Genomic DNA, 17,337 nt, shown 5'->3' with positions numbered 1-17,337 from the left:
AGGAGAGAGAGGGTACCCCGAATGGAACAAGAGAAAAAAAGTCCGCGCAGCGAAGCGGAGGTCAACGCCCTCATTGAGGCGAACCTGCGGCTGGTGCTGAAGATCGCCAACGACTTCATCGGCCGCGGGCTCTCGTGGGACGACCTGGTCTCGGAGGGCAACCGCGGGCTGATGACCGCCGCCCGCCGGTACGATCCGGCGAAGGGGGCGCGCTTCAGCACCTACAGCGCGTGGTGGATCAAACAGGCGATCCGCCAGGCGCTCGCCGAACAGACCCGGACCATCCGGGTTCCGATCGGCACGCAGATGAATCTGCGCAAAATCCGGCGGGCGGTGAAGACATTGACCGAATCGCTCGGCCGCGATCCCTCCGACGAGGAGGTGGCGCGCAAGGCGAATCTGCCGCTGCTGACCGTGACCCGTCTCCGGCGCAACAGCACTGCCGACACCCAGTCGCTGAACGCGCCGGTTTCGGATGCCGATCCGGACGGCGGGGAATTCATCAACTTCGTCTCCGACGACGCTTCGCCAGCGCCGGATCAGGAGATGGTTCAGCTGGAGGACATTGAACAGCTGCTCGCCCTGCTCGGCACCCTCTCCGAGCGGGAGCGGAAGGTGATTCAGTACCGGTTCGGGCTGGACGGCGAACCGGTCCGCACCCTCGACGAAGTCGGCGCGATGCTTCACTGCACCAACGAACGGGTGCGCCAGATTCAGAATCAGGCGCTCCGCCGGCTCCAGCGGGAAATGGAACGCAACCAATGAACCATACCACGGCACTCTATCCGCCGGACGCGCTGATACTCGCGCCGCTCTCCGGCTACACCGATCTGCCCTACCGCCGCGCGGCGCGGGAGTGCGGCTGCCGCTTCGCCTTCACGGAGATGGTGGACGCCGCTTCGCTTGCCTACGCCCGGAAACGCTCCGAAGGGATGCTTCTGCGCGGCGAGGAGGAGGAGTTTCTCGGCGTTCAGCTGGTGGGCGCCGACCATGAATTTCTGAAAAAAGCGGTGGATGTGCTCAATGAGTACGACTTCTCCCTGCTGGATTTCAACCTCGGCTGCCCGGTGCCGAAGGTGGTGAAGAAGGGCGCCGGTGCCGAACTCGGCCGTCACCGGGAACAGGCGCTCGCCTGTTTCCGGATTCTCGCCGAACGGTCGCGCCACCCGGTCACGGCGAAGATCCGGATCGTCACGGCGGAGGATCCGGCGCCGACGCTCGAACTGGTCCGCGGTCTCGCGGAGCTGGGCGCACGGGCGGTCACCATCCACGGCAGAATCCGGGAGGCGTTCTACGCCGGACCAGTCGCCTTCGACATCATCCGGACGGTGCGCGAGGCGTTGCCGGAACTGCAGATCATCGCCAACGGCGGCGTGACCTCCCTGGCGAAATACCGGGAGATCCGGCGCGAAACCGGCTGCGGCGCGGTGATGCTCGCGCGCGGCGCGATGGGCAATCCGTGGCTCTTCCGCGAACTCACGGACGGGGAAACCTACACGCCGCCGACACTCGAAGAGTGGCAACTTCTGGTGGAGCGGCACATCGCCGGAATGGTCGAACTCTACGGGGAAACGAGCGCGATGTGCATGGCGCGCAAAGTGCTGCACGACTACTTCCGGGGGCGCGGTTTCCCCGGACCGGTGCGGGCGAAGATCTCCTACCTCGCCACCTGGAACGAATTCCGGGAGTTTCTCGACTTCGCGATACGGGAGCACGCCGAAAGCTACTGGAGCCGGCTCGCGTCGGAACCGGAAGCGGAGCGGCGGCTCCGCCGTTCCGAGAGCCGGTAGGCGCGGGGCGACATCCCCGCCTCCCGGCGGAAGAAGCGGCTGAAAGCGTAGATCGAACCGTACCCGCACCGCCGGGCGATCTCCCCGACCGGCAGAGAACTCTCCTCCAGCAGCCGCCGCGCCCCGGTGAGCCGCTGTTTTGTGAGATATTCGCCGAGGGAGATCCCCATCTCCTGCCGGAAGAGCCAGCGCAGATGGCTGGCGGAGAGTCCGGAGAAGTCCGCCAGCTCCTTGATGGAAACCGGCTGGACCGGCTCCTGATTGATCCGGTGGAGCACCCGGCTCACCGGCGGCGAGAGCGACGGCAGTTTCCGGCCGGCCGGAGAACGCCCCAGCTCCCGCAGCAGAAGGACCAGTTCGAAGAGCGCCCCCAGCGTATCTTCGGCAAGGTAGCGGTCGACCAGGCGGCCGACATGGAGCGAAGCGGTTTCCGTCAGCTGCATCACCGGATCGGGCGGCAGGTAATCCTCATCTCCCTCCGCCTCAAAGGAGACGATCAGCCGGTCACAGCGGCAACTCCGCTCCGGCACGCTCCGCTGCAGAAAGGGGTGCACCAGCAGCGCCTCCCCCGGCGTCAGCGGAACCGGGGATCCCGCCACCTGATACTCCAGCGGCACCGTCGGAATGATCAGCATGTAACGGGTGCTGATGATGGTCTTCTCATGCGGATAGTCGTGAAAATAGAGCAGGATGCTCCCCGGCAGCCGGAATCCGGCGGCGATGGAGCGCCCCCGGAAGTAGTTCTCGGGATTCGGAATGGTTCTCGCCCGGTTTTCCCAATCGGTCATTTCATCACATCGGTTAAAAAAATCGTCACTCCGGCCATTGCCGGAAACGGTGAATTCCAGTATAATATAGGGCAGATCAAGCTCAATACAAGGAGATGTTTTCATGGACGGGCAAAAAAATCGACTGTCGAAGGGAAGTGTTGTCTATCAAATTTTTCTGCGCAGCTTCACGCTTGACGGCACGCTGGCCGCGGCGGAACAGCTGCTGCCGCACATCGCCTCGCTCGGCGTCGACGTGGTCTACCTCTGCCCGGTCGTGCTGGCCGACGGGGATGAGCGGCGGGAGTTCTGGAGCGAACGTCAGCGGCAGTCCGGCATGGAAAACCCGAAGAATCCCTACCGGCTCAGCGACTACTTCGCCATCGACCCGGAGTACGGCACCGACGAGGATCTGCGAAATTTCGTCCGCACCGCCCACCAGTGCAAGCTCCGGGTGCTGCTCGACCTGGTCTATTTTCACTGCGGACCTGCCGCACGCTGTCTGGAAGAGCATCCGGATTTCGTGAAACGCGATGAAAACGGCAATCCGGTCAACGGCAGATGGCACTTCCCGCAGCTGAACTTCGACAACCCGGAGCTTCGGGAGTACCTCTGGAGCAATATGGAGTACTTCCTCCGCGAATTCGACGTCGACGGCTACCGCTGCGACGTGAGCGGTGCGGTTCCGCTCGACTTCTGGGAGGAGGGGCGCCGCCGCATGGAGCGCTGGAAACCCGCCTCCCTCCTGCTGGCGGAAAGCGAGAGCACCCCGGTCGAGGACCAGAAGTCCGCGTTCGACGCCAACTACTCCTTCGCCTTCAGTTTTCTCCTCAACGACATCCTGAAAGGGGAGAAAACCGCCGAAGAGTTCTGGACGATGTGGGAGGAGCACCCGCTCTACCACGAACCGGGACTTTGCTTCCTGCGCTGTTTCGACAACCACGACATCGCCAGCGACAACTACGACGCCCGTCCGGAACGGAACGGCAGGAACGCCATGGTCGATGCCGCGCTCGCCGTGCTCTTCACCATGAACGGCGTGCCCTTCCTCTACAACGGGCAGGAGGTGGCCGACGGCAGACGGCACTCGCTCTTCAGCAACCGCTTCACCGGAAAAAATCTGGTGGTGGACTGGGCGCGCGGCCTCACTCTGGCGGGCGAAGGCCGGATGCAACTGATCCGCGAACTGGTCCAACTGCGTCGCGACAGCCGCGCCCTGCAGAGCGGCGAAGTGGTCAAAGTCGACAACAGCACCCCGAAACAGGTGCTCTCCTACCTCCGTCGCACGCCGGAGGAGAGCCTTCTTGTGGCGGTCAATTTGAGCGCCGCCCCCGCGGAAACGGAGTTCTCCGTTCCGGGAGTGAAAGAACGGGCGACGCTGCCGCCGGGCGGCTGGATCGTCCAATCGCTCTGAGACGCCGTTTTCAGCGGATGGCGACGCTTTCGCGCGAGAGCAGACTGTAGGGAAGCACCACCGACGGCGGCGCCGTCTGTCCGTCGAGCCGCGCTTCGATGATATCGACCGTCGCCGACGCCATCGCCGGATAATCCGGGGTGATGGTGGTCTGCGGCGGCACCGCGTAGCGCGAGAAGAAGGTCTGCTCCGAAGCGATCAGCGAGATGTCGTCCGGCACCCGGCGGTTGTAGAGCGAGAAGGCGTAAAGCGAGACGATTCCGGCATTTCCGCCCGGGCAGAAGAGGGCGTCCACCCCCTGCCGGAGCAGTTTGCCGATCAGCTCGACATAGGTTTCCGACCCCGGTCCGGAGCAGAGGATCAGGGAATCCGCCGCAGGAAGACTCCGCTCCTCCAGCGCCCGGCGGATTGCCGCACAGCGCCGGTCGGTGTTGCCGGTGCCGGGGGAGCCGTGAACGATGCAGCCGATCCGGCGGCAGCCGCTGCGGAACAGGTGATCCACCGCAATCTGCATCCCCTGCTCCTCATCCGAATGGACGAAATGAATGTCGGAGGCGCCGCTCTCCCCCTCGCGGTCCACGATGACCAGCGGCACCGGGAACCGCGCCCCCCAGTCGGCGAACTCCGCCGGTTCCGCCCCGATCGCCACCGCCGCGCAGAACTGGATGCTGTCGAGCCGTTCGCGGTTGTTGACCGGCAGAATCTCCAGCCGGAACCCCCGTTTCGGCAGCTCCTGCGTCAGCGCCATCAGAATCATATCCACACAGCTCTGCACCGGATAGACCGAATTGTACGGCGTGATGATCACCACGTTCCGCTGCCGGGTCGAGAGGCGCGGGTGGTATCCGTACTGGCGGGCGACGGCGAACACATGCTCCCTCACCTCCGGCCGGATGCTCGGATGGTGACTGAACACCCGGGAGACCGTGGCGGTCGAAACCCCCGCCAGCCGGGCGATTTCCTGAATTTTCATACCGTATTTTCCTTTTTTATGATTCATTTACAATATAACACGATTTTTGTGAAAACAAATCGCTGTTTGCGCAATTTTTTTTCAGAAAGAAGTCAAAAGGGCGGTTGTTCCGGAGCCGAAAACCGAATATACTATATTCCAGAGCAGAAAACATACCGCCGCGAGAGGCGGCGGCGCGAACGGCAACGCGAAGGAGATCGAAATATGGAATTCACAGGAAGAACCGCATTCATCACCGGAGGCGCCTCCGGCATGGGCCTGCTCTCCGGGCAGAAGCTGGCGGAAGCGGGCGCAAACGTCGTGCTGTGCGACGTCAATCAGGCGGCGCTGGAAAAGGCGGCGGAGGGAATCCGCGCCGCAGGCGGCAACGTCCTGCCGCTGGTGGTGGACATCCGCAAGTATCCCGAAGTGGAACAGGCGGAGAAAAAGGCGGTCGAAACCTTCGGCTCGGTGGACATTCTGCTCAACTGCGCCGGCGGCATGTCCGGTCGCTGCTGCAACAACTACGCCAGCTTTGAGAAACTCCCGATCGAGGTGATCGACTGGGGGCTCGACGTCAATCTGCGCGGCGCCATCTACTGCTGCCGCGCCATTCTCGGCGGCATGATGGAGCGCCGCCGCGGCGTCATCATCAACTTCGGCTCCGTGACCGGTGAACAGGGCGGCGACGGCCCCTCGCTCGACTACTCGGCGGAGAAAAGCGCCATGAAGGGCATGACCAAGTCGCTGGCGATTCTGGGCGCGCCGTACAACGTCCGCGCCTGCTGTGTGATTCCGGGGCCGGTGCTGACCCGCCCCGGCATGGCGAACATGAAAACCCTGCTCGGCCGGGCGGCGGAACCGATCGAACTGGTCGATTTCATCCTCTATCTCTGCTCGGACAAGGCGGCCTTCATCACCGGTTCCTCCCACGTGATCGACGGCGGCCGGCTGCTGCTCCAGCCTTGAAAACCAATCCACCCAGGAGAACATGCGATGAAGAACTATCAGATCATCATGGAGTCGGTCAGCAACGCGACGCTCAAGGAGACGGAGACTCCGGAACTCAAGCCGGATCAGGTGCTGATCCGTAACTTCTACACCGTGGTCAGCGCGGGCACCGAACGCGCCTGGTCGATGGATATGCCGAACGCCCACTCCACCTTCCCCTACATGCCGGGCTACTGCGGCGCGGGGGAAGTGGTTCAGGTCGGCGATGCGGTCAGCAAAGTCAAAGTCGGCGACCGGGTGGTGGTCAACTGGGCGGGACACCAGCTCTATTCGGTCAAAGATGAGAATCTGGTCCGCATTCCGGAAAAGGTGAGCATGCTCGACGCCGCATTCGCCCACATCGCCTCGTTCTCCTTCAACGGCGTGCGCAAGCTCCATCTCGAAATCGGCGAAAGCGCCATGGTCGCCGGTCAGGGCATTCTCGGCGTGTTCGCGCTGCAGGTTGCCCTGCTCTGCGGTGCGGTGCCGATGATCGTCTCCGACTTCTCGCCCGAACGGCGCGCGCTGGCGATGAAGCTCGGCGCGGACTACGCGCTCAACCCCGGCGACAAGGACTACCTCGACCAGATCCGCGAGATCACCGGCGGCGAAGGGGTCCGGGCGATCGTCGAAGTCACCGGCAGCGCCGCCGCGCTCCAGCAGGCGCTGGAGTACGTCGCCTGGGAGGGGCGGATTGCCCTGCTCGGCTGCACCCGGGTTTCCGACGTACCGATCGACTTCTACAAATACGTGCACCGGCGCGGCGTCCAGCTCTTCGGCGCGCACACCCACAGCCGGGCAAAGCTGGAATCCGCCCCGTACCACTGGACCGAGCAGGATGACTACCGCGCCTTTTTGAAACTGGTCGCCAACGGCAAGATCAAGGCGAGCCCGATCATTTCAGAGATCGTCTCCCCGCAGAAGGCGCACGAAATCTATCGGATGCTCGCGGAAGAGAAAAATCCGCCGATGGGAATCGTCTTCGACTGGACGACTCTGGCGTAACGTGTTGCATTAAGTTTCAGGGAAGTTACTGATGAAAAAAAGAATCCGAATCGCTCAGATCGGCGTCCGCCACGAGCACGCCGAAGGCAAGATGGCAACGATGCGCACCATGCCCGACGAATTCGAGATCGTCGGCGTCTGCGCCGAGTCCCCCGCCGACCGCGAAACCTTCGGGCGGCGCGCCTGCTACGAGGGGCTTCGGTGGATGTCGCAGGAAGAGATTCTCAACTATCCCGGCCTCGACGCCGTCGCGGTGGAGACCGAGATGACCGAACTTGTGCCGACCGCCATGCGCTGCGCCGAACGCGGCCTCCCCATGCACATGGACAAGCCCGGCGGCGAAAACCTCGAGGAGTTCGACAAACTGCTCGACCTCTGCCGGAAAAACCACGTCATTTTGCAGATGGCCTACATGTTCCGCGGCAATCCGGCAATCCAGTTCTGCATCGAAGCCGCCCGCAAAGGGTGGTTCGGGCAGATCTTCGAAGTCTACACCTCGATGAGCCGGGGGCGGGACAGTCAGCCGTTCCGCCAGTGGCTCTCCACCTACCGGGGCGGCGGCATCTTCGACTTCGGCTCGCACCTGGTCGACATCCTCATCTCGATGCTCGGCGCGCCGGACCGGATCGTCTCCTTCCAGCAGCAGCTCGATGCGGACGGCCTCAACGACAACGGCCACGCGGTATTGCTCTATCCGAAAACGATCGCCACGATCCAGACCGCGTTGCAGCAGGCGGACGGTCAGCGTTCCCGCCGCCTCTTCGTCAGCGGCACCAACGCGACCTTCGAACTCTGCCCGCTCGAACAGGGCTACATCGCCTACCCGAAGTTCAACGACACGCCGCTCTCGGCGCGATTCTTCCTCAAGGAGGGGAACGAATCCTTCGCCGCGGGGGAACACATGCTCACCTTCGGCCCGATGCGCGACCGCTACATCGACCAGCTGGAGGATTTCGCGGCGTACCTCCGGGGCGAGAAGCAGAATCCCTACACGCTGGAGCACGAGCACCTGGTCCAGAAGACGGTTCTCGCCGTTTCCGGCTACACCGAATGGAAGAAATGACGGAGACGTTCCCGATGGAAAAGATCAAAATCGCTCAGATCGGCGTCTGTCACGAACACGCCTCCGGCAAGATCACCGCACTGCGCCGACTGCCGGAGCTGTTTGAAATCGTCGGCGTCGTCGACGACAACGCCACCTCGACCACGCCGAAATTTTCCGGGAAAAACCTTCAGCCCTATGAAGGGTTGAAGTGGATGACCGAAGAGGAGGTGCTGAACTATCCCGGCCTGCAGGCGGTCGCAGTGGAGGTGCCGAACAACGAACTCGTGCCGACCGCGCTCCGCTGCATGGAGCACAATCTGGCCATGCACATGGACAAACCGGCGGGCGAAGACCTTGCCCTCTACCGTAAACTGCTCGACGGCTGCCGCGAACGGAATCTGCCGTTCCAGATGGGATTCATGTTCCGCGGCAACCCGACGTTTCAGTTCTGCATCGCCGCAATCCGGGAGAAGCTGATCGGCGAGGTGTTCGAAATCGAAGCCGACATGAACCACAACTACGGCGGCGATGAGTACCAGGAGTACATCGGTAAGTTCCGGGGCGGAATCATGTACAACCTCGGCTGTCACCTGATCGACTTCGTCGCCGCCGCCATGGGCCGCCCGGAGAAGGTGACCCCCTTCCTGAAATCCGCCCCCGGCTGCCCGGAAACTATCCGGAACAGCTGCATGGCGGTGCTGGAGTATCCGCACGCTTCGGTGACGCTGCGTTCCAGCAGCAGGGCGCCCGGATGCCAGCGCCGGATGCGGATCGCCGGGAGCAAGGGGGTGATTGAATTCAGCCCGCTGGAGCGGTTCGACGGCCGTCCGGTGGAGCTTTCGCTCTCGCTCGGCGAGAACTCCGGGAGTTTCCCGGCGGGCGAACACACCCTCCGCTTCCTGCCGCAGACCGACCGGTATGTGGAGCAGTTCAAAGAGCTGGCGAAGGTAATCCGCGGCGAGGCGCAGAGCACCTACCGTTACGATCACGACTATCTGGTACACGAAATCACTCTGGCGGCAGCCGGATACACTCAATGGAGGTAACCCATGTATGCAATGATTTTTGACGACAAACAGAACTTCGTCTGGAGCGAGGTGCCGGATCCGGTCCGCAAAGAGGGCGAAGTGCTGATCGACGTCCACGCGGCGGCGGTCAACCGCGCCGACCTGATGCAGAAGGACGGCTGCTACGCGTCGCCGCCGGACTGGCCGCAGTGGTGCGGTCTCGAAGTCTCCGGCGTGGTGCTCGAAGCCCCGGCGGACGCGGCGGTGAAACCCGGCGACAAGGTGTGCGCCCTGCTCGGCGGCGGCGGCTATTCGCAGAAGGTCACGGTGCCGGCGGGCATGGTCATCCCGATTCCGGAAGGGCTCTCGATGATTGAAGCGGCCTCGCTGCCGGAGGTATGGTGCACGGTCTACCTCAACTTGAAGCAGGAGGCCGGCGGCATGAAGCCGGGCGACGTCTTCTACATGCAGGCGGGAGCCAGCGGCGTCGGACTGGCGGCGATTCAGTTCGCCAAACAGATGGGGGCGGAGGTCATCACCACGATCGACTCGCCGGAAAAGGCGGAATTCGTCCGCCGCCTCGGCGCGGACTACGTGCTCGACTACCGCAAGGAGGATGTCCGCCCGGTGATCGAAGCGCATCCGCCGACCGTCGCGCTGGACTGCATCGGCGGCAAGCTGATGGGCGAATGCTTCCGCAACATGGTCTTCGGCGGGCGCTGGATCATGATCGCCACGATGGGCGGCGCGGAGACCACCATCAACCTCGAAACGGTCTGGCGGAAACGCATCCGGCTCATCGGCAGCACCCTGCGCAGCCGCACTCCGGAGGAGAAGAGCAACATCCTGCACGCCTTGCAGCGGGAGCTCTGGCCGCTCTTCACCGCCGGGAAACTGGTCACCAACATCCACGCGGTGTTCCCGATTCAGCAGGTGAACGAAGCGCACGGCGTGCTCCGCCGCTGTGAAAACATCGGCAAAGTGGTCCTGACGATGAAATAACTCCTCCGTTCAGGGAAAAAAGAAAACTGCAGCAAAGCGTCAAGCTCCTGCTGCAGTTTTTTTCATCCAGCCCGGCTCATGGTTTCCACGGAGTCAGGCGCGGCAGATAGCGGGGGACATGCCGACAATACTCCTCGTATTCGGCACCGAAGCGTTTGCGCAGTCCCGGCTCCTCGGAATAGACAAAGTAAACCGCATTGATCAGCACGAACAATAAAAACCAGAGTGCAATCGCGCCGGATTGCGCACCAATCGCCTCGGCAAGAAGAATCATGAACACACCGCTCAGCATCGGATTGCGAACATGGGCGTAGGGCCCGCAGACCACCAGTTTCCGAGTCGGATTCCACGGGGCGAGAGTTCCTTTTCCGACCCGCACCAGAAGCGTGATCGTCCAGCACAGCAGCCACAATCCAACTCCGCCCAGCAGGAGAGCCGGCAGCAGCAGCCAGCTTTTCCACGCTTCATTCGGTGCAGTAAAGGTAAACCACAGAAACGTCGGAATCACGACGGTAACAGTGAAAGGCAATACAAGAATCGCCCGGATCTGCTGAAAGAGTTCCGTTCTCATTAAACCGTTTTCTCCTGCCTGATCTCCCATCATTCCACGCCGTCACGCTACAGCCGGAAGATCGACCCGATCTTCCGCCCCAGCATCGCCCCCGCCGCCGCCAGTGTCGCCGCCAGAAACAGCATCGCCCAGACGCCGAACGCGCACGCGATGTATGCCCCGGAGCCGAGGATCTGCGACAGCTCGTAGATCGCCCGGGTGATCGGGTAATACTGCGCCTTCTGCGCCAGAATCAGCGAATCGGAGACCTCCAGCATCGAGAAACTGAAAGCGAACAGCGCCCCGACGATCACATTCGCCAGCACCAGCGGCAACGTGATCTTGCGCAACACCCGCCACGGACCGGCGCCGCAGTTGCGCGCGGCGTTCTCCAGTTCCTCAGGGGTCTGCTCCAGCCCGGCGCTGACCGACCGGACCACGTAAGGCAGCCGCCGCACCGCGTAGGCGACCGCCAGCAGCCACATCGGATTCTCCACCGGGTTGAAGTACTCCGCCGCCCAGCGGTATTTGACCGACATGCCGAGGAAGCCGAAGGCGATCACAATCCCCGGTACCGCCAGCGGCAGCATCGCCAGCAAATCGGCGAGCGCACTGCCGCGCAACTTCCAGCGCACCGCGGCGAGCGCGGTAAGAACGCCGGCCGCCACAGCGAAGAGCATCGCGAGAAGGGCGTAACGCAGACTGTTGATGATGCTCGGCACCACCACCTTGTTCGAAAGCGCGTTTTCGAAGTGGAGAAGCGTGAATCCCTCCGGCAGAACCGTCCCGTACCAGCGCATCGTAAACGCGGTCAGAACCAGCGCGATATGCGGCAGAGCCGCGAGGAAACTCACCAGCAGGAATGCCGCCGTCGGCAGAAAACGGCGCCACCCGGCAAGAGGCAGAGCGGAACTCCCGGCGCAGCCTTTGACCGAGGAGTTCGCCGCGTTGCCGCCCAGCGCGAACTTTCCGGCGAGGTACATCACCGCCGCAAAAAAGAGCATCACAACCACCAGTGCGTAGGGGACCGGATTGGTTTCCAGCTCCATGATTCCGTTGAAGATCTGCACCGCGGTGGTGCGGTTGTAGCCGAACATCAACGGCGTGCCGAGTTCGGTAAAACTCCAGACCAGCACGATGCTCCCGCCGGCGAGAATGCCCGGCTTGAGCAGCGGCAGCGTAATCCGGGTGAAGCGCATCCACCACCCGGCGCCGAGGTTGCGCCCCGCCTCGTTCAGCGCCGGATCGACGTTGCCGAGCGCGGTCACCAGATTGAGGTAGAGAATCGGGTAGAGGTGGAGCGCCTCAATGAGACAGACCGACCAGAACCTCCCCTCCCCGCCGAGAAAATCCACCGCCGGAAATCCCATCCGTACCAGCAGGGTATTGACCACGCCGTAGTGGCCGAGAATCTGTTGAAATCCGAGCGCGCCGACAAAGGGCGGCAGAATCATCGGCAGCATCATCAAGAGACTGCACCAGCTCTTGAGCGGGAACTCATACCGGTCATAGAGCAACGCCAGCGGGAGCGAAATCACGAACACCATGCCGGTGGTCACCAGCGCGATGAGGAAACTGTTCCACAGCCCCTCGACGTAGATGTAACTGCGGAACACTTCGCGCAGCAGCTGCCAGTCCAGCCCCACCTCGACCACGGTGTAGACCGGGCCGACCAGAAAGAGCAGCAGAAAGAGCGCGACCGCGCCGAGCAGAAGATATTGTATAAAACGAAGCGGTGTCATTTTCCCTCCCGCGCCAGCCGGGCGGCCTCCAGATAGTTGTGCCGGGCCTGATCGCTCCACTTCCGGCAGAGCGCCGCCACCTCAACGGCAGAAAGTCCGCTCTCCCCCCGGAGCGCGGCGGCGGCTTCCGCTGCGCCGGAATAGGGGAACGGCAGCCGGCAGAATGCGGCATACGCCTGCGGCACCTTCTCCGGCCCGCCCGCATCGATGATCGCCTTCCACGCCGCCTGCAGTTCCGGCTGCGGCTCCAGTGCGATACAGCGCAACAGAATGCGCAGCAGACTGTAGTAGGGTGCGGTCCACGCCGGGCGGTAGGTGAAACTCGCCCCCGATTCGTAGGGGTTGTAGTCCGGGTCGGAACGGAATTCGCGGTACTTCTCCTGATAGAGGTCGCGGCGGATCGGCGGCCGCCGGAGCGCGTGCTTGCGCGGCCCCCCGGGCGTCCCGACCTTGAACGCGTGCAATTTCTGCCCCTCCGGCGAAAGCAGGAAGTCGATGAACGCCTGCGCCGCCGGACGGTTCGGCGCGCCGCGCAACAGCTGCACCGGATCGGCGGAAACCGCCGTCCCCCCCTTCGGCGCGACGTAGAAGAAGTGCGGTTTGTCGTCGAACTGAAGCGCGTTCCACTCCTGCTCGGTGAATCCGTAGGTATCGATCGCCATTCCGGCGGCGGCGTTGCCGGTCGCCACGTCGTGCGGAACCTTGCCGGCCGCATCGGTGAGGTTGCGGGCGTTGCCGAAAATCTGTTTAATGAGGTTCAGCCCGTTCTCCCACCCCTTCTCCGGCGAACCGGCCTCGGCCATGCACTGCTGGATGATGATTTCGAAACATTTGTTGGCCGAACCGGATTTCGACGGGTCCGCCAGCACCAGCGTGTTGAAGAACCGCGCCTGCCCGAGATCCCGCCAGGCCGCGGGCGGCGTCGGGTCGCTCAACTCGGCCACCCGGTCGCGGTTGTAGCAGATGCCGAAGGTCGAAAGCACCACGCCGTAGTAGCGCCCCTGCGGGTCGTAGAGATTGTCGCCGCCGAACTGCGGCGGAATCAGCTCCGGCGAGAGCAGTTCCGGATGGCGCTCCTTCACGCCGCCGTCGACGGCGTATCCGCGCGCCGCATGACGCGCCATGTCGAAGGTACCGCCGCCGGCCATCAGGTCGATGCCGATGCCGACCTCCGACGCGAGGAAGAGGGCGCGGGCCCGCTTCGCCGCCGGAGAGGCATCCGGATCGGTGTCGGTTCGCGGATTGGCGAAGGCGGCGGCGATTTCATCGGTCCACTCGCCGTTGGCCGGATCGCTCTCGAAGTACCGGCGGAACTCCGCCTCGAAGCGGTCGGCAATGTAGCGGACGATGTCGCTGGTCCCTCCGGGCGAACGGAAATCCAGCTCGATCTCCCGCCCGAATTTTTCACGGTAATAGCGCCGGAACGCCTGCTCATATTCGTAGCGGATCGATTCATTGTGGGCGGAGATGATGACCAGCTTCTCCACCTCCTCCGCGGGCGGATTCCCTTTCTCCGCCTCCGTTTCCGGAACGACGGCGGAGGGACTCCCCGCCCCCGGACGGAGCAGCAGCGGAATCGCCAGCAGAGCCAGCACCGGCAGCGCGGCAAGCAGCATTTTTCTGATCATGATCAATCCCGGAGAGCGATCAGGTGATCGCGGTCGAATTCCAGTTGGTACGTTTCGCCGAGCCGGCGGGAGGGGGCGGCGAGTTCGGAGACGGCCAGCGCGATGCCTTCGGCCTCGAACTTCCACTCACAACTTTCGCCGAGAAAGTTCCGTTCGGTCAGCACAGCGGGGAACGATCCCGGCCGGGGCTCATTGTACACCCGAATCCGTTCCGGCCGGATGGCGGCGGTGAGGTTGCCGCCTCCCTGCAGTTTCATGCCGCGGCACTGCAGATCGAACTCCCCGAAGACGGAGGAGAAACGCCCCTCCTCCGTCACCTTGCCGGTGAGGAAATTGGCGTCGCCCAGAAATCCGGCCACAAAGCGGTCCACCGGGAACTGGTAGACCTCCTCCGGCGCCCCGAGCTGGCGGATTTCACCCCCCTGCATCACGGCGAGACGGTCCGCCATGCTGAGCGTCTCCTGCCGGTCGTGGGTCACGTAGATGGCGGTGAGCTGACGCTCCTTGCAGATGCGCCGGATTTCGCGCCGCATGGTGTCACGCAGCCGGGCATCGAGGTTGGAAAGCGGTTCATCGAGCAGCAGCAGAGCCGGCCTCACCGCCAGAGCGCGGGCCAGAGCGACCCGCTGCTGCTGGCCGCCGGAGAGCGACGGCACCCGGCGGTCGGCGCAGTCGGCGAGCTGGACCAGTTCGAGCGCGGCCGTGACCTCCCGGCGGATGGTGGCCCGGTCGGCCCCTTCGGCCCGCAGTCCGAACGCGACGTTTTCAAAGACCGAGAGGTGGGGCCAGAGCGCGTAGTTCTGGAACACCATCGCCGCCCGCCGTTTTTCCGGCGGCAGTGAAGTGATGTCGCGCCCGTCGAACCGGATGGCGCCGCCGTCGGGCTTCACCAGCCCGGCGAGAATCCGCAGCAGCGTGGATTTTCCGCAGCCGGAGGGGCCGAGCAGAAAGAAGAGCTCTCCGTCGGCGACTTCCAGTTGAATCGGTTTCAACACCGGCACCCCGGCCTGATAGGACTTGGCGATGCCGTCAATCGTTACATTAGCCATAACTCCATATTCCCGTGTATATAATCGGTTCAATATAGCCGCCCGGAGAGAAAAATCCAGTTCCGGCGATGCTTTTCCGCGGAAAAAACGGGAAACGTCGCTCAGGAATCGGTCTGAACACAGCCGTCCAGATACTTGAGCATGGCGGGCGAGCGGAGATTTTCGATGATCTTGGACTCCAGCTGCCGGATCCGTTCCCGGGTCAGGTTGAAGCGGTGGCTGATATCCACCAGCGGCAGACTGGGCTGCCCGAAGAGACCGAACCGCAGGATGATGATCTGCTGATCGCGTTCCGGCAGGGTGCGCAGCATTTCATACAACTTCTCATAGAGCAGTCCACGGGCGAACTCCCGCACCGGATTGCCGGTGCTGTCGTCGGCGATCAGATCCTCCAGCATGGCGCCGTCGTCGCTGTTGGCGATCGGCGCCTGAAGCGAAATGGTCTGACAGGCCATTTTCCGGATGGCGCTGACCCGGGCGACCGGCATTTCGAGCAGAGCGGCGAGCTCTTCGATTTCGGGCTCCCGCCCGTGCGCCTGAATAAACCGCTGTTCGGCCCAGGTCATGGAGTTGATCGCGTGGACCATGTGGGCGGGGATGCGGATCACCCGGGACTGTTCGGCGATGGAACGCGAAATGTTGTGTTTGATCCACCAGCTGGCGTAGGTGCTGAACTTGTTGCCGAGCCGGAAATCGAACTTCTCGAGAGCCCGGAGCAAACCGAGGTTGCCCTCCTGAATAAGATCGTTGAACGGCAGACCGCGGTTGCGGTATTTCTGAGCGATGCTGATCACCAGCCGGAGATTGGCTTCGATCATCTTCTGGCGGAGCACTTCGAGCCGTTCATGAATTTCGAGCAGTTTACGAATTTCGACGACCAGTTCGGGGTACCGCATGAGGAAGCGGTCCTCCAGCAGCTGGCGGCGCCGTTCATCGACCTCGCCTGGCTCGAAGCGGAACTGTTGATTGAAGCCGATTCCCGGCTGAATCAGCCGGGCGTAATCGACGACCACCTGAAAGAATTCGTCGAGCTGGTCGCCGGAAATATCGAATTTGCGGAGCGCTTCCACGAGCGCCTTTCGTTCCGCGTCGTACGCCTTTCCCGCCTTGAAAGCAGCGGAGAGCGCCTGATGACGGGCTTTCAGCTCGTTTCGCCAGAGCGAGAGCTGAGCGAGGAGTTCGCCGCCGGAAATCTCTTCGCGCCGCAGAGAGGAAGGCAGGAAATAGTCGGCGGGGTCGGAGTTGGTCCGGAGACACTCGTCGAGGAGGCGGAGATGTTCCTGAGCGACGAATCCGAAGTTATGGACCTGATACCGCAGTTCCCGGGTGACGGCATCGATTTCGTTGCCGAGTTTTTCCTGCTCCTCGGGGGGGAGCGGCGGGAGTTTCCCGATCTGCTGGAGATACGAAGCGAGGGAATCCGGGAAATCGCTGCCGCCGATATTGACGCTGGCGGCTTCCATGGATTCCGAAAAATCTTGTTCGTGCTTGGCGGACTTCTTCATATTTCAACCCCGGACCGAGCCGGTTATTCAGGTTCGACACGGCCCATGCCGTATTAATAAGATAACTCCAATCGTGCAATTCTCCACGTCTCAAACCAATTTTTATCGTATTTTTTTCAAAATTCTGCTTGATTTTCTCCAAAGAAACGCTATTTTAAGGAACGTCGCAGGGAAACCTGTCCAACACATGGGGCTGTAGCTCAGTTGGCTAGAGCGATACGTTCGCATCGTATAGGTCATGGGTTCGACTCCCACCAGCTCCACCATTTTTAAGCTCAAAACGGCAACAACCGTTGCCGTTTTTTACCATATACGCTTCCAATTCCCGACAGACGGGTTATTTTAAGTCAAATCAGTCATTCGGGAGCAGATCATGGGAAGGCGTAAAATGGATTCCGAACTTCACCGCATCAAACTGGAAACCGGGACCGTCTATCAGACCAGCAAAGGCGGCAACTACTATTTCCGTTATCAGATCAACGGCGAACGCAAATGCGTCAGCTTGAAAACCGCCAATCAGGAAGAGGCGATCCGCAAAGCGCGGGAACTGCTTCCGATCGTCCAGGCAACCAATCCGGAGGTGATCGCCACCCACGTGAAAATCGCCCGCAAGATGGCCGCGCAAATCCGCGCCCTGCCCGTATCGAAGATCTGGGAAACCTACGCCAATCATCCGAATCGGGCGCTTCCCGCCACAGTTCGGGAACAGCTCTCTTACGAGGCGACGCTGGAAGAGTTCCTCCGTTTTCTTGGTCCAAGAATCAAGATGTTTTCGCAAATCACGGAAGCGCATGTGATCAAATTTGCCGAACATCTGCGGCATACGCAGATCTCCGTCTCCACGCACAACCGGAAGATCGTCCGTCTGCGGAAGATCTTCGCCACGCTGCA

16 protein-coding genes and 1 tRNA gene are annotated in these 17,337 nt (G+C 62.4%); 10 read left to right on the top strand and 7 right to left on the bottom strand.

The genetic code is table 11. The annotated features are described in order from the left end of the window. Window positions 1–21 precede the first annotated feature (21 nt). Window positions 22–765, top strand: a complete 744-nt coding sequence (locus tag ACMLHG_RS08510) for a sigma-70 family RNA polymerase sigma factor (RefSeq protein WP_294435371.1) — start codon at window positions 22–24, stop codon at window positions 763–765. Then, window positions 762–1,790 (top strand): tRNA dihydrouridine synthase, encoded by a 1,029-nt coding sequence (locus tag ACMLHG_RS08505; RefSeq protein WP_295809152.1) that lies wholly within the window; start codon window positions 762–764, stop codon window positions 1,788–1,790. Before ACMLHG_RS08510 ends, ACMLHG_RS08505 begins: the two co-directional genes overlap by 4 nt. On the opposite strand, the gene ACMLHG_RS08500 is transcribed toward ACMLHG_RS08505, so the two are convergent. Then, window positions 1,724–2,578 (bottom strand): AraC family transcriptional regulator, encoded by an 855-nt coding sequence (locus ACMLHG_RS08500; RefSeq protein ID WP_294435375.1) that lies wholly within the window; start codon window positions 2,576–2,578, stop codon window positions 1,724–1,726. The genes ACMLHG_RS08505 and ACMLHG_RS08500 overlap by 67 nt on opposite strands. 103 nt (window positions 2,579–2,681) lie before the next feature. Between ACMLHG_RS08500 and ACMLHG_RS08495 the strand changes: the two genes are divergently transcribed. Then, window positions 2,682–3,971 carry an alpha-amylase family glycosyl hydrolase gene (locus tag ACMLHG_RS08495; protein ID WP_417170222.1) on the top strand — a complete coding sequence of 430 codons (1,290 nt, stop codon included), beginning with the start codon at window positions 2,682–2,684 and terminating at the stop codon, window positions 3,969–3,971. Between the two features lie 10 nt (window positions 3,972–3,981). Here the strand turns inward: ACMLHG_RS08495 and ACMLHG_RS08490 are convergent, their stop codons facing one another. After that, on the bottom strand, window positions 3,982–4,944 hold the full coding sequence (locus tag ACMLHG_RS08490) for a LacI family DNA-binding transcriptional regulator (protein ID WP_417170221.1): 963 nt from the start codon (window positions 4,942–4,944) through the stop codon (window positions 3,982–3,984). Between the two features lie 204 nt (window positions 4,945–5,148). On the opposite strand from ACMLHG_RS08490, the gene ACMLHG_RS08485 reads away from it, so the two are divergent. Genes ACMLHG_RS08485 through ACMLHG_RS08465 form a run of 5 tightly spaced genes read left to right on the top strand, consistent with a single transcriptional unit; the run spans window position 5,149 to window position 9,972 of the window. Beyond that, the gene (locus tag ACMLHG_RS08485; RefSeq protein WP_295809155.1) at window positions 5,149–5,892 is read left to right on the top strand and encodes an SDR family NAD(P)-dependent oxidoreductase; all 744 of its coding nucleotides are present in this window, start codon (window positions 5,149–5,151) and stop codon (window positions 5,890–5,892) included. A 27-nt stretch (window positions 5,893–5,919) separates the two neighbouring features. Then, window positions 5,920–6,918, top strand: coding sequence for a zinc-dependent alcohol dehydrogenase (locus tag ACMLHG_RS08480; protein ID WP_294435384.1), 999 nt, complete (start codon window positions 5,920–5,922; stop codon window positions 6,916–6,918). A 31-nt stretch (window positions 6,919–6,949) separates the two neighbouring features. Then, window positions 6,950–7,981, top strand: a complete 1,032-nt coding sequence (locus tag ACMLHG_RS08475; RefSeq protein ID WP_417170220.1) for a Gfo/Idh/MocA family protein — start codon at window positions 6,950–6,952, stop codon at window positions 7,979–7,981. 14 nt (window positions 7,982–7,995) lie between these two features. After that, the gene (locus tag ACMLHG_RS08470) at window positions 7,996–9,009 is read left to right on the top strand and encodes a Gfo/Idh/MocA family protein (RefSeq protein ID WP_417170219.1); all 1,014 of its coding nucleotides are present in this window, start codon (window positions 7,996–7,998) and stop codon (window positions 9,007–9,009) included. 3 nt (window positions 9,010–9,012) lie between these two features. Further along, window positions 9,013–9,972: an NAD(P)H-quinone oxidoreductase gene (locus ACMLHG_RS08465; protein ID WP_417170218.1), complete on the top strand. Its 960-nt coding sequence runs from the start codon at window positions 9,013–9,015 to the stop codon at window positions 9,970–9,972. A gap of 76 nt (window positions 9,973–10,048) precedes the next feature. On the opposite strand, the gene ACMLHG_RS08460 is transcribed toward ACMLHG_RS08465, so the two are convergent. From ACMLHG_RS08460 to ACMLHG_RS08440, 5 genes are all read right to left on the bottom strand, one after another. After that, window positions 10,049–10,543, bottom strand: coding sequence for a methyltransferase family protein (locus tag ACMLHG_RS08460; RefSeq protein WP_417170217.1), 495 nt, complete (start codon window positions 10,541–10,543; stop codon window positions 10,049–10,051). A gap of 47 nt (window positions 10,544–10,590) precedes the next feature. Continuing rightward, complete coding sequence (locus tag ACMLHG_RS08455; RefSeq protein ID WP_417170216.1) at window positions 10,591–12,264, bottom strand: ABC transporter permease; 1,674 nt, start codon at window positions 12,262–12,264, stop codon at window positions 10,591–10,593. Then, entirely contained in the window at window positions 12,261–13,892 is a 1,632-nt protein-coding gene (locus ACMLHG_RS08450) for an extracellular solute-binding protein (RefSeq protein WP_295809168.1), read from the bottom strand. The genes ACMLHG_RS08455 and ACMLHG_RS08450 overlap by 4 nt, the downstream gene beginning before the upstream one ends. Before the next feature lie 2 nt (window positions 13,893–13,894). After that, window positions 13,895–14,941 (bottom strand): ABC transporter ATP-binding protein, encoded by a 1,047-nt coding sequence (locus ACMLHG_RS08445; protein ID WP_417170215.1) that lies wholly within the window; start codon window positions 14,939–14,941, stop codon window positions 13,895–13,897. 101 nt (window positions 14,942–15,042) lie between these two features. Continuing rightward, window positions 15,043–16,446: a sigma-70 family RNA polymerase sigma factor gene (locus ACMLHG_RS08440; RefSeq protein WP_295809173.1), complete on the bottom strand. Its 1,404-nt coding sequence runs from the start codon at window positions 16,444–16,446 to the stop codon at window positions 15,043–15,045. Between the two features lie 189 nt (window positions 16,447–16,635). Here ACMLHG_RS08440 and ACMLHG_RS08435 point away from each other — a divergent pair. Beyond that, window positions 16,636–16,712: transfer RNA gene (locus tag ACMLHG_RS08435), tRNA-Ala, on the top strand. Window positions 16,713–16,819: 107 nt separating this feature from the next. Beyond that, window positions 16,820–17,337 (top strand): site-specific integrase (locus ACMLHG_RS08430; protein ID WP_417170214.1); only part of this gene is annotated, 518 nt, incomplete at its 3' end.

It is taken from the genome of Victivallis sp. (genome assembly GCF_048170485.1).
In the GTDB taxonomy this organism is placed as follows: Bacteria; Verrucomicrobiota; Lentisphaeria; order Victivallales; family Victivallaceae; genus Victivallis.
Note: the sequence above shows the minus strand (reverse complement) of the source record. Positions and strands in the feature narration are given on the sequence as shown.